This is a genomic window from Comamonas brasiliensis (genome assembly GCF_018292285.1).
GTDB classification, from domain to species: domain Bacteria; phylum Pseudomonadota; class Gammaproteobacteria; order Burkholderiales; family Burkholderiaceae_C; genus Comamonas; species Comamonas brasiliensis.
Map to the genome: position 1 here is coordinate 146,711 of NZ_JAANES010000006.1, position 12,859 is coordinate 159,569.

Genomic DNA, 12,859 nt, shown 5'->3' on the forward strand with positions numbered 1-12,859 from the left:
AATCCTTTGTTATCAAGCGCTAGCGGCTATTACTTCTTCGATGCAGCAGCATCTACACCACCCGCCAGCGACTGGGCCAGCATGGCTTGCAACTGGCTGCGCAGGGCCTGTGCGTCAGTCTGCAGTTGCTGGTATTGCGCCAGCAGTTCATCCGGGTCATGGCTGACTTGCTCGCCCACATGGGGGTTTTTCTGGTCCAGATTCCAGTTAGCGGCGCGCAAGGTGTCGATGCTGACCTTCCACGCCTGCTCGGTCTGCTCGCGGCTGGCGTAGCCGTCTGTGGCGCTGCCCCACCAAGCTTTCTCCACATCGAATTCTTTGATGTTGATGGGCTTGGTCTTGTTGTAGTTCTTCACGCCCACGGGGTATGGGTGCTCGTAGTACCAAACGTCTTGCGTGGGCTGGCCCTTGGTGAAGAACAGGATATTGGTCTTAATACCGGTGTAAGGGTTGAACACACCATTGGGCAGGCGCACGATGGTGTGCAGATTGCACTCGGTGAGCAGCTTTTCCTTGATGCGGCTTTTGCTGCCTTCGCCAAACAAAAAGCCATCGGGCAGCACCACGGCGGCGCGGCCGCCGTCTTTGAGCAGCTTCATGATGAGAATCATGAACAAATCAGCCGTTTCGCGGCTGCGCAGGTCGGCGGGAAAACCGTCTTCAATACCCGGCTCCTCGGTGCCGCCAAAAGGCGGGTTGGTGAGGATGATGTCCACTTGGTCGGCCCGGCCGTAGTCGCGCAGCGGGCGGCTCAAGGTGTTGTCATTCTTGATCTGGCTGGGCACTTCAATGCCGTGCAGCATGAGGTTGGTCACACACAGACTGTGGGGCAGCGGCTTTTTCTCCACGCCGCGCACGGCGGTTTGCAGCAGGGCCTGCTGCTCGGGCGTCTGGGCTTGCTGGCGCAAATGCTCGATGGCGCAGACCAGAAAGCCGCCGGTGCCGGTGGCAGGGTCCATGACGGTTTCACCCAGCTGGGGGTTGACGATATCGGTCATGAACTGGGTGACGGCGCGGGGCGTGTAGAACTCGCCCGCGTTGCCTGCGGCCTGCAGGTCTTTGAGCAGCTTTTCGTACAGGTCGTTGAACTGGTGGCGCTCGGCCTGGCGGTTGAAGTCGATGACGGCCAGCTTGTTGATAACCTGGCGCAGCAGGTGGCCGCTTTTCATGTAGTTGTAGGTGTCGTCGAACACGCTGCGCAGCACATAGGCGCGCGGGTTTTGCTCGATGCTGCCGGGCAGACTGGCGAGCGTAGGGATGAGCTGGTTGTCCACAAAGTCCAGCAAGGCTTCGCCCGTCATGCCTTCTTCGTCAGCGGCCCAGTTGCGCCAGCGCAGTGCTTCGGGGATAGGGCTTTGGTAGTTGTCTCTGGTGAACTCCAGCTCTTCTTCCAGGGCATCAAGCACCTTCAGGAACAGCAGCCAGGTCAGTTGAGACAGCCGCTGGGCATCTCCATCCACCCCACTGTCCTGGCGCATGGTGTCTTGGATGGATTTGATGATGGATGACAGATTGGACATGCTGCGAACTTCTGGATATCTGAATTAGGACTTACGTAAACAAGAATGCAACAACAGCCTGCCTTCTGAAGCTGTCGCCTTGCCCGAACCCGTTTTGCGTAAGTCGTGTAAAAAATGCTGCCCACGCTTTTCAGAAAAGCGTGGGCAGCTATACATTTTGCAAGCTTATGGATGGCCTGGCTGGTAGATAGCTTGGCCCAGATGGGCGATGGCAGTCTGGTAATTGAGCTTGGAGCCGCCAAAGCTCTTGATCAACTCCACTGGCGAGCCCATCTGGCTCAAGGGCTGGACCTTGAGCACATCGGTATTTTCAATGGCAGCAATGCCCTCGTCTGCGTACTTGTCGATCAAAGCGTCCAGCACCTTGCGGGCGGTTTCACCGTACTTGGCGTAGATGCCATCGTCGTGCAGCTTCTTCCTGGCCCGTTTGGCCCGTTCACTGCGAGTAAGTATGGGCTGGTCATAGGCGACGTGCAGCAGCACGTCGAACGGGTCAGCCCCTTGCAGGCTGCTGCCGTCGCCCTTTTCCAGTGACAACTCTTCGGTCAGCACATCAAGCAGCACGCCATGGTGCTGCAGCTCCTCGATCAAGGCTTGCTTGCGGTCAGCGCTGCTCCAGGCCTGCATAAAGGCGTCCAGCGATTCATATTTTTTGGCCAGGTTGATGCGGGTGAAGTCGCGCAGGCTTTCCGTGACCAGCTTGCCGTTGGCGTCCAGGTATTGCACGCGCTCACGGGCAATGGCCACGGTGACGCGGCTGCCGATCTGGTATTTGCGCGGCTTGTCCGTGTCGCCTGCCGCGCCAGCGCTACCACCAGTCCCATCGCCATAGAGGCCTGCCGGGTCCTTGGTGTTGCCGCCCGGCACGGAGCTGCCGTCACCCTGGCCATCGCCATCCGCGTCTGGCAACCAGCTGTCGCCGTCGATCACGGTGCTTTCATCATCCGTGGGCGATGGTGGCACCACATCGTCATCACCCGTGGGCTGGTAGATCTGCACGGGCTCACCGTCAAAGTCCTTGTCTGCAAACAGCTCCGTGGCACGCTTGAAATCCAAAATCGTGAAGAACTGCTTGCCATGCTCTTCGTTCAACCGCGTGCCACGCCCAATGATTTGCTTGAACAGCGTCATGGACTTGATGTTCTGATCCAGAACCACGAGCTTGCAGGTCTGGGCATCCACACCAGTGCTCATCAGCTTGCTGGTGACGGCAATCACGGGGTCTGGGCTGTCAGGGTCGATGAAGTTGTCCAGCTCGCGCTTGCCTACCTCGTTGTCGCCAGTGATCTGCATCACATATTTGTGGCGGGTCGCGCAGATGTCTTTGTTGGCCTGCGCCAGCGCGGCCGTCATGCGCTGGGCATGGTCCACGTCTTCGCAGAACACAATGGTTTTGGCGTTGCGGTCGGTGCCCTTGAGGTATTCGGTAATTTTGCCCGCCACCACGCGGTCGCGCAGGCCCAGCACCAGGTTGCGGTTCATGTCAGCCGCGTTGTAGATGCGGTCTTCAATGGGGTGTCCGTTGTCGTCCAGCATGCCCTTGGGGGGCCGCCAGCCGAAGGTGTCACGATCCAGATCGACGCGCACAACTTTGTACGGGGCCAGGAAGCCGTCTTCAATGCCTTCCTTGAGGGTGTAGGTGTAGACGGGCTCGCCAAAGTAGTGGATGTTGGAGGCATCCTCGGTTTCTTTGGGCGTAGCCGTCAGCCCCACCTGCGTAGCACTGCTGAAGTAGTCCAGAATCTCGCGCCATGCCGAATCTTCATTGGCGCTGCCACGGTGGCATTCGTCAATGATGATGAGGTCAAAAAAGTCGGGACTGAACTGTTTGTACACATCATCCGCCCCGCTCTTGCCGGTAACGGCTTGGTACAGGCCCAGATACACCTCATAGGCTTTGATGACTTGCTTGCCACCTGTGCTTTTCTTGCCTTTGGTGACAGCCAGCTCCAGCTCATCCACTGTGGTGACTCCATTGGCATCCACACGCTCAATGCCTTTGGCGTTGGGGCTGAGCTTGGCCATTCCACCCTTGAAGGGCTTGAAGTCGCCCACCATGGTCTGGTCCACCAGGATGTTTCGGTCGGCGAGGAACAACACCCGCTTTTTAGCCCCGCTTTTGAGAAGGCGCCAGATGATCTGGAAGGCGGTGTAAGTTTTGCCGGTGCCTGTGGCCATGACTAGCAACACACGGTTTTGCCCCGCGGCTACCGCCTCCAACGTGCGGTTGATGGCGTGCAACTGGTAGTAGCGCGGCACACGGCCGTTGTCACCTTGGTGGTAGGCGAAGCCATTCACACGGGTTTGTTCAGCTGACCAGCCTTTCCATTGCTGAAATAGCGCCCAAAGCCGCGCAGGCGATGGGAACTCATCCATTCCGAGGTCGGTCAACAACTGCCCGTTGAAAAGCAGGCTGGCATCCCTGAATACAAAACCGTCGCCGTTGCTGGCAAATGCAAAAGGCACCCCCATGCGCTGCGCATATTCAGCGGCTTGTTGCATGCCCGCACCGACGGTATGGCAGTTGTCTTTGGCCTCAATAACGGCCAAAGGCTGACCATATTGATGGCACAGCAAGTAATCTGCACGCAAAACTGACTGCAGATTGCGCTGGGCCTTCTGCCCTCTGACCACAATACGCCCTGGAGCAATGGTGTACTCACGGTAGATCTGATCCAACTCGCTCCAACCAGCATTCAACACAGCCGGGCTGATGAATTTCGCACAAATGTCGGCTTCGCTAAGCTGCTTCTTGTCCATGCCATCCTCATTGCTTTTCACCGGGATTATGACGCGGATGTACAGGCCCTCAGTCAGGCCTCGTGGTCATTTAGATTCGCAGGAGTTTTCCATTTAATCCGTAGGCGTCGCCTAACTCCCCACACTTCTGCTACCTGGAAATGCCAAATGCAAGTAAATCAGTTTGGAGAAGTTGAGCAACAAATTACTTTGAGCATTGTCTAAATTTGGAAAATGATTTTCAAATCAAATGACACTGAATGCACTCTCACTCACAGCAGCACGATATCGTATTGCTCCTGCGCCATCGCAGTCTCTGCCTGCAGCGAAATGGGCTTGCCGATGAAGTCCGAAAGACTGGCCAGATGCTGGCTTTCCTCGTCGAGGAACATCTCCACCACCTTGGGGGATGCCACAACGCGGAACTCATGCGGATTGAACTGGCGCGCTTCGCGCAGGATTTCGCGCAGAACCTCGTAGCAGATGCTGCGCGCAGTCTTGACGTTGCCCTTGCCGGAGCAGGCGGCACAGGGCTCGCACAGCATATGGGCGAGCGACTCGCGCGTACGCTTGCGTGTCATCTCCACCAGGCCCAACTGAGAGAAGCCGCCGGCCATGGTCTTGACGCGGTCGCGCGCCAGCTGGCGGCGGAATTCGGAGAGCACTTCGCCCTGATGCTCCTCGCGCACCATGTCGATGAAGTCCACGATGACGATGCCGCCCAGATTGCGCAGCCGCAACTGACGCGCAATGGCTTGCGCCGCTTCCAGATTGGTCTTGAAGATGGTGTCGTCAAAATTGCGTGCACCGACATAGCCGCCGGTATTCACATCGATAGTGGTCAGGGCTTCGGTCTGATCGACGATCAGATAGCCGCCCGACTTCAGATCCACACGCCGCCCCAGCGCACGCGCGATTTCCTCGTCGATGTTGTAGAGGTCGAAAATCGGCCTCTCGCCCTTGTACAGCGCCAGCTTGGGTACGGCCGCCGGCATGTATTCCTGGCCAAAGCTCTTGAGCAGCGCAAACTGCTCGCGCGAATCGATGCGAATGCTCTGAGTGTTCTCGCCGACCAGATCCCGCAGCACACGCTGCAGCAGGTTCAGATCCTGGTGCATCACCGACATGACGGGCAGCTTCTGCGCCGCATCCTTGATGCGCGCCCAGGTCTTGCGCAGATAGCGGATGTCATCGGCCAGCTCGGCATCGCTGGACTCCTCGCCATTGGTGCGCAGAATGAAGCCGCCGCCACCGCCGCCCTCCTTGGTGCCGACCAGCTCCTGCAGGCGGGCCCGCAAGGCATCGCGCTCGTTCTGGGGAATTTTCTGGGAGATGCCGATATGGTCGTCCTGCGGCAGAAACACCAGCAGGCGCCCGGCAATGCTGATCTGCGTCGACAGGCGCGCACCCTTGGTCCCTATGGGGTCCTTGATGACCTGCACCATGATGGACTGGCCTTCGAACACCTGCTTTTCGATGGGTATCAGCGGCTGGTCCTTGCGCGCGAACATCGGAGCTTCGCCGCTTTCCTGGCGCTGCCAGACATCGGCCACATGCAGAAAGGCCGCACGCTCCAGGCCGATATCGATGAAGGCGGACTGCATGCCGGGCAGCACACGCGAGACCTTGCCCAGATAGATATTGCCGACGAGTCCCCGCTCCAGCGGGCGCTCCATGTGCAGCTCCTGCACGGCGCCATTCTCGACAATCGCCACCCGCGTTTCCTGCGGCGACCAGTTGATCAAAATATCTTGCTGCATTGACTGTCGTTCTTTCTTTATATGTCCTGGCTTTTGCTGCGCCCAGTGTGCGACGCGCGCATGGCTGGCGCAAGACAGCTGCCATGCAGACCTTCCCTTGGGGAAGCCTCAAGAACAGAGTGTCGATTGCGCCAAAGGTTCAGAGCGGCCAGCCCAGCTGGCGCAAAAGCTCGGCAGTTTCGTAAACGGGCAGGCCCATGATGGCCGAATAGCTGCCGCGGATCTGCGCAATATGCGCGGCAGCCCTGCCCTGTATGCCATAGGCACCAGCCTTGCCCATGGGCTCGCCCGAAAGCACATAGGCATCGATCTGAGCCTCGGTCATGGGCGCAAAGCGCACGGTGGACACCGACAGGGCCTGCAGACGCCGGGCACCGCTTTGCAGCGCCACGGCAGTCAGCACCTCGTGTTCGGCCCCGGAGAGCAGACGCAGGATGCGTCGTGCGTCTTCGGCATCGGCGGGCTTGCCCAGAATCTGTCGGCCCAGGGCCACGGTGGTGTCCGAGCACAGAATGGGCGCAGCCGGCAGACCGCGCCGTGCATGGCGGGCCACGGCCGCAGCGAGCTTGCCCGCCGTCACGCGCTGCACATAGTCATGGGGATCTTCCCCGGCCAGCTCGGCCTCTATGGCTTCGGCATCCTCGGCGATATCGCCGGCTGCATTGGGCAGCAGCAATTCATGCGCCACGCCCAACTGCTCGAGCAGTTGACGACGGCGGGGGCTTTGGGATGCAAGATAGAGAAATGGCGCCATGATTTTGATTAAAAATGGCCTCTAGCGCCCATATATCAAGCGCGACAGGCTATCAAAATCATAGTATCACGCACTGCGTAAAATTGCACGCAGAGTCCGATCACAAGCGCTTATTCGCGGTGATAGGGATGACCGGCATTGACCGACCAGGCGCGATAGAGCTGCTCGATCAGCAGCACGCGCACCATGGCATGCGGCAAGGTCAGGTCAGAGAGACGGATACGCTCATGGGCGGCAGCCTTGAACTCGGGGTCCAGACCGTCGGGGCCGCCAATGACCAGGGCCACGTCGTCGCTCTCGAGCTGCCAGCCCTTGAGGCGCTGGGCTAGCGCCTTGGTGGTCAGATTGGTGCCGCGCTCGTCGAGCACCACGATGCGGGTGCCTCTGGGGATGGCGGCTTCGATACGCTTGCGCTCTGCCGCATACAGGGTCTCCAGCGTCTTGGAGCCGCGCGGCTCGGTCTTGACAGCCTTGAGTTCAACCTTGAGTTCGGGCGGAAAGCGCTTGGCGTAATCGTCGTAGGCCGTCTGCGCCCAGTCGGGCACATGCAGGCCTACGGCCACGATGGTCAGCTTCATTTAGGCCTTGGCGCGAGGAGCACGCTTGGCTGCGGGTTTGGCGGCAGCCGGCTTGGCAGTACGGGGAGTGCTGGGCTTGACGACCACGGTCTTGACCGTCTTGGCGGCGGCGGACTTGGCAGCGGGCTTCTTGGCTGCAGGCTTGGCACCAGCGGCTGTCTTGGTGGCGGGCTTCTTGGCCGCAGCCTTCTTGGCAGCAGGTTTTTTCTCGACCACAGTGTTTTCCGCAGCGGCCTTGTCCACGGCCTGCCTGGCGGCCAGCTTCTTGGCGGCCACTTCGGCGGGCTTAGGCTTGGCGGCACCGATCTTCATACGCACCGGTGTCTCGCCCCAGATTTCTTCCAGGCGGTAGTACTGGCGAATGGCCGGCTGCATGATGTGGCAGACCACCGAGCCGCAATCCACGATGATCCATTCGCCGTTTTGCTCACCTTCCTGACGGGGCACGGGAAAGCCTGCTTCCTTGACGGCTTCGCGCACGCTGGAGGCAAGTGCCTTGGTCTGGCGATTGGAGGTACCCGAGGCCACGATCACGCGCTCGAACAGCGGGGACAGCGCTTCGGTGTTGAACACCTGGATGTCGTGGGCCTTGACGTCTTCGAGGCCGTCAACAATGGCTCGCTGGAGTTTGGCGACGTCGCGCTTGGCTGCGGAATCCGATTTGGTGGAGGTGGTCATCAGGCGATGGAATCAGTAAATGATGGGATCAATATAGCGTGTGCCGCGCCACACCCGTATCAGGGTTGGGTTGACATAGGCGTCCAGACCGCCAGGGGCCTGTGCTCTTCACGCATTGAAAAAGGTTGACGCGCCAGTCATTAGCGCGCATCCAGCTATGGAAATTATAGTTTTCTAAAAATTTCCCTGCTGACAGGGCTTTATGCCCGATCAACAGGGGAATCCGGCCTACCGGACAGAGGCCTGCGCCTCAGAGCCAGTCACGGCGAATCAGGTACTTTTCAAGCAGATCGCGCTCGGGCGTACCGGGTGCATCCTCACGCTGATAGCTCCAGTCCGCATGAGGAGGCATGGACAGCAGGATGGACTCCGTGCGACCGCCGGACTGCAGGCCGAAATGCGTGCCCCGGTCCCAGACCAGGTTGAATTCCACATAGCGGCCACGCCGGTAGCGCTGGAAATCCACCTGCTGCTGCGTGTACTGCGCATTCCGGCGTCGCTCCACGATGGGCAGATAGGCCTTCAGAAAGGCATCGCCAACCGAACGCAGCATGGCAAAGCTCTGCTGCTGTCCCAGTTCGCTGAAATCATCGAAGAATATGCCGCCAATGCCGCGCTGCTCGTTGCGATGCTTGAGAAAGAAATACTCGTCGCACCATTGCTTGAAGCGCGGATAGAGCGGCTCGCCAAATGGCGCCAGCGCATCGCGACAGCTCTGGTGGAAATGCACGGCGTCTTCCTCGAAGCCGTAGACCGGCGTCAAATCCATACCGCCGCCAAACCAGCAGGTCTTGGGCTGCCCCTCATGGCCGGCCGAGATCATGCGCACATTCATGTGCACCGTGGGAACCAGGGGGTTGCGTGGATGAAACACCAGCGACACGCCCATGGCCTCGAACGGGGCCCCTGCCAGCTCGGGCCGGTGCTGTGTGGCCGAAGGCGGCAGCTGTGGCCCGCGCACATGCGAGAAACCGCAGCCTGCGCGCTCGAACACGCGCCCGCCCTCCATGATCTTGGTGACGCCGTTGCCTTGCAGCTTCTCGCCCGGCTCCTTGTGCCAGGCATCTGCCAGAAACCGCGCACCACCCTCGCCTTCGATCGCTTCCAGCGCCTCGGTGATGCGGGTCTGCAGACCCATCAGGTACTCACGCACCTCGGCCGCAGGCAGCTGATCAGCCACAGAAGATGAGGATGCCTGGGTCATCAGTCGGCTTTCTTGACGGCGCGGAAGCCGATGTCGCGGCGATATTGGGCGCCATCGAAGTGGATGCCACGTGCCACGTCATACACCTTCTGCTGCGCCTGCTTGACGCTGTCGGCCAGCACGGTCACGCACAGCACGCGGCCACCGCTGGTCACGGGCTGGCCGTCGTCGCCCAGTTGGGTGCCGGCATGGAAGACCATGGCATCGTCGGCGGCGGCAGGCAGACCGGTGATGACATCGCCCTTGCGCGGGTCTTCGGGGTAGCCGGCAGCAGCCATGACCACGCCCAATGCGGTGCGGCGGTCCCACTGCAGCTCCAACTGGTCCAGTTTGCCTTCGCAGGCAGCCAGCATCACGTCCACCAGGTCGCTCTTCAGGCGCATCATGATGGGCTGGGTTTCCGGATCGCCCATGCGGCAGTTGAATTCCAGCGTCTTGAGATGGCCGGCCTTGTCGATCATCAGACCTGCATACAGGAAGCCGGTGTAGGGCACGCCGTCTTTTTCCATGCCGCGGATGGTGGGCAGGATGATCTCGCGCATGGCGCGGGCATGCACATCGGCCGTCACCACGGGCGCAGGCGAATAAGCGCCCATGCCGCCGGTATTGGGACCTTGGTCGCCATCCTTCAAGCGCTTGTGGTCCTGGCTGGTCGCCAGCGCCAGCACGTTCTTGCCGTCGCACAGCACGATGAAGCTGGCTTCCTCACCTTCGAGGAACTCCTCAATCACGACGCGTGCACCGCCTTCGTTGTGCTGGACCCCGTACTTGTTGTCCACCAGCATGAAGTCCACGGCATCATGGGCTTCCTGCAGCGACATGGCCACCACCACGCCCTTGCCGGCAGCCAGGCCGTCGGCCTTGATGACGATGGGAGCACCCAGGCGATCCACATAGGCGTGGGCCGCGACGGCGTCGGTGAAGGTTTCATATTGCGCCGTGGGAATGCTGTGGCGCGCCATGAAGTCCTTGGAATAGGCCTTGGAAGACTCCAGCTGGGCTGCAGTCTTGGTCGGGCCGAAGACCTTGAGTCCGTGGGCACGGAACTCATCGACCACACCGGCCGCCAGCGGAGCCTCGGGCCCCACCACCGTCACGGCAATCTTTTCAGCCTGGGCCCATTCGCGCAGAGCCTTCACATCGGTGATGTTGAGGTTCTCCAGCTTGCCGCCAGCCAGGGCAGTGCCACCGTTACCGGGAGCCACATAGACCTTGGTCGCCTTGGGCGATTCGGCCAACTTCCACGCCAGAGCGTGCTCACGGCCACCGCCGCCAATCACAAGAATTTTCATATTTCTGCGTTGTGGTAGACGTCCTGAACGTCATCCAAGTCTTCAATCATGTCCAGCAGCTTCTGCATGCGAGCTGCATCATCGCCTTCGAGAGCGATTGTATTTTCGGGGCGCATGGTCACCTCGGCCATGTCGGCGGTAAAGCCGGCGGCCTGCAGTGCGTCACGCACGGCTTCAAAGTCGCCGGGGGCCGTCAGCACCTCGATGCCACCTTCGTCATCGGTGATCACATCCTCGGCACCGGCTTCCAGCGCGATCTCCATGACTTTTTCTTCGTCCGTACCGGGGGCAAACATGATTTGACCCACATGCTTGAACTGGAAGGCCACCGAGCCTTCGGTACCCATATTGCCGCCGTACTTGCTGAATGCGTGGCGAACATCGGCCACCGTACGCACGCGATTGTCCGTCATTGTGTCGACAATGATGGCCGCGCCGCCTATGCCATAGCCTTCGTAACGGATTTCCTCGTAGGTCACGCCGTCGAGGTTGCCGGTGGCCTTGTCGATATTGCGCTTGATATTGTCGGCCGGCATATTGGCCGCCTTGGCCTTGTCCACCGCCAGACGCAGACGCGGGTTGGCGCTCAGATCGCCCCCACCCTGGCGGGCGGCAACCATGATTTCACGAATGATGCGCGTCCAGATGCGACCACGTTTTTCATCCTGGCGACCCTTGCGGTGCTGGATGTTGGCCCATTTGCTGTGTCCTGCCACAGGGAATCCTTTGATATTTGATTTAACCTAGCGGGAGCGATTTTACTTTTGACTGCATGCCCCCCCAGAGGAAACCCGAAATGGCTTCACCCCTTTTGATTGCCCAGCACTCTGCCACAGAATGTGTACTGCTGCCCGGACTGGCCAATCGGCATGGCCTGATCACAGGCGCCACCGGTACCGGCAAGACCGTCACGCTGCAAAAACTGGCCGAAAGCTTCTCGCAGATCGGCGTGCCGGTTTTCATGGCCGACGTCAAGGGAGACCTGAGCGGCATCAGCCAGGCCGGCAAGATCGAAGGCAAGCTGGCCGCCTCGCTCAAGGAGCGCGGCCTGACGCTGCCCCAGCCCCTGGCCTGCCCCGCCACGCTGTGGGATGTGTTCGGCGAGCAGGGCCACCCCGTACGCGCCACCATCTCGGACATGGGCCCTCTGCTCATCGGCCGCATGCTGAATCTGAACGAGACCCAGATGGGCGTGCTCAATCTGGTGTTCAAGATTGCCGACGACAACGGCATGCTGCTGCTGGACCTCAAGGATCTGCGCGCCATGCTGAACTTTGTGGGCGACAACGCCAAGCAGTTCACCACCCAGTACGGCAATATCAGCTCGGCCAGCGTGGGCGCCATACAGCGCGGCCTGCTGACCATTGAAAGCCAGGGTGGCGACAAGTTCTTCGGCGAGCCCATGCTCGACATCAACGACCTGATGCAGACCGATGCCAACGGCATGGGCGTGATCAACGTGCTGGCGGCCGACAAGCTGATGAATGCGCCGCGCCTGTACTCGACCTTTTTGCTCTGGCTTCTGTCCGAACTGTTCGAGCAGCTGCCGGAAATCGGCGACCCCGAGAAGCCCAAGCTCGTGTTTTTCTTTGACGAGGCCCACCTGCTGTTCAACGATGCACCCAAGGTGCTGATCGAACGCATCGAACTGGTCGTGCGCCTGGTGCGCTCCAAGGGCGTGGGCGTGTACTTCGTCACCCAGAACCCGCTGGACGTTCCCGACAGCGTGCTCGGCCAGTTGGGCAACCGTGTGCAGCACGCCCTGCGCGCCTTCACCCCGCGCGACCAGAAAGCCGTGGCCTCGGCCGCCTCCACCATGCGCCCCAACCCGGGCCTGGATATTGCCGCCGCCATCACCGAGCTGGCAGTGGGCGAGGCCCTGATCAGCTTCCTCGACGAAAAAGGCCGCCCCAGCGTGACCGAGCGCGTGTTCGTGATTCCGCCCGGCAGCCAGCTCGGCCCCATCACGGCCGAGCAGCGCAAAGCGCTGATCGAGGGTTCCCTGGTCGCCGGCGTCTATGAAAAAGCCGTGGACCGCGAATCGGCCTTCGAGATATTGCGCGACCGTACTGCCAGCGCCGTGCCCGCCAAGCCCGGCGATGCACCTGCAGCGGCCGGAGCGGCCGCGCAAGGCGGCGCCACAGACTCCATGATGGACGGCCTCAAGGAGCTGCTGTTCGGCCGCACCGGCCCGCGCGGCGGCCAGCACGACGGCCTGGTGCAGACCATGGCCAAGTCCACGGTACGCACCGTGGGCAACAGCCTGGGCAAGGAGATTCTGCGCGGCGTGCTGGGCGGCATTCTGGGCAACAAGAAGCGCTGATTCCAACGCAC

The 12,859-nt window shown here is 60.6% G+C and carries 10 protein-coding genes; 1 reads left to right on the forward strand and 9 read right to left on the reverse strand.

The window, feature by feature from the left end:
• Positions 1 to 29: 29 nt before the first annotated feature.
• From DJFAAGMI_RS21585 to DJFAAGMI_RS21625, 9 genes are all read right to left on the reverse strand, one after another.
• Positions 30 to 1,520, reverse strand: coding sequence for a type I restriction-modification system subunit M (locus DJFAAGMI_RS21585; protein ID WP_211459026.1), 1,491 nt, complete (start codon positions 1,518 to 1,520; stop codon positions 30 to 32).
• A 165-nt stretch (positions 1,521 to 1,685) separates the two neighbouring features.
• Complete coding sequence (hsdR, locus tag DJFAAGMI_RS21590; protein ID WP_211459028.1) at positions 1,686 to 4,280, reverse strand: EcoAI/FtnUII family type I restriction enzme subunit R; 2,595 nt, start codon at positions 4,278 to 4,280, stop codon at positions 1,686 to 1,688.
• 251 nt (positions 4,281 to 4,531) lie between these two features.
• A complete protein-coding gene (rng, locus tag DJFAAGMI_RS21595; RefSeq protein WP_211459030.1) occupies positions 4,532 to 6,019 on the reverse strand; it encodes a ribonuclease G in 1,488 nt (495 codons plus the stop codon).
• Positions 6,020 to 6,158: 139 nt separating this feature from the next.
• Complete coding sequence (locus DJFAAGMI_RS21600) at positions 6,159 to 6,773, reverse strand: Maf family protein (protein ID WP_211459032.1); 615 nt, start codon at positions 6,771 to 6,773, stop codon at positions 6,159 to 6,161.
• A 110-nt stretch (positions 6,774 to 6,883) separates the two neighbouring features.
• Positions 6,884 to 7,351 (reverse strand): 23S rRNA (pseudouridine(1915)-N(3))-methyltransferase RlmH, encoded by a 468-nt coding sequence (gene rlmH / locus DJFAAGMI_RS21605; RefSeq protein WP_003053899.1) that lies wholly within the window; start codon positions 7,349 to 7,351, stop codon positions 6,884 to 6,886.
• A complete protein-coding gene (rsfS, locus tag DJFAAGMI_RS21610; protein WP_211459034.1) occupies positions 7,352 to 8,029 on the reverse strand; it encodes a ribosome silencing factor in 678 nt (225 codons plus the stop codon). It abuts the gene before it with no gap.
• Between the two features lie 250 nt (positions 8,030 to 8,279).
• Positions 8,280 to 9,233, reverse strand: a complete 954-nt coding sequence (gene hemF, locus DJFAAGMI_RS21615) for an oxygen-dependent coproporphyrinogen oxidase (RefSeq protein ID WP_211459036.1) — start codon at positions 9,231 to 9,233, stop codon at positions 8,280 to 8,282.
• The gene (purD, locus tag DJFAAGMI_RS21620; RefSeq protein WP_043005274.1) at positions 9,233 to 10,525 is read right to left on the reverse strand and encodes a phosphoribosylamine--glycine ligase; all 1,293 of its coding nucleotides are present in this window, start codon (positions 10,523 to 10,525) and stop codon (positions 9,233 to 9,235) included. The genes hemF and purD overlap by 1 nt, the downstream gene beginning before the upstream one ends.
• On the reverse strand, positions 10,522 to 11,241 hold the full coding sequence (locus DJFAAGMI_RS21625) for a YebC/PmpR family DNA-binding transcriptional regulator (RefSeq protein WP_043373644.1): 720 nt from the start codon (positions 11,239 to 11,241) through the stop codon (positions 10,522 to 10,524). Before DJFAAGMI_RS21625 ends, purD begins: the two co-directional genes overlap by 4 nt.
• Positions 11,242 to 11,321: 80 nt before the next feature.
• On the opposite strand from DJFAAGMI_RS21625, the gene DJFAAGMI_RS21630 reads away from it, so the two are divergent.
• Positions 11,322 to 12,848 (forward strand): helicase HerA-like C-terminal domain-containing protein, encoded by a 1,527-nt coding sequence (locus DJFAAGMI_RS21630; RefSeq protein ID WP_211459038.1) that lies wholly within the window; start codon positions 11,322 to 11,324, stop codon positions 12,846 to 12,848.
• The last annotated feature ends 11 nt before the right edge of the window (positions 12,849 to 12,859 follow it).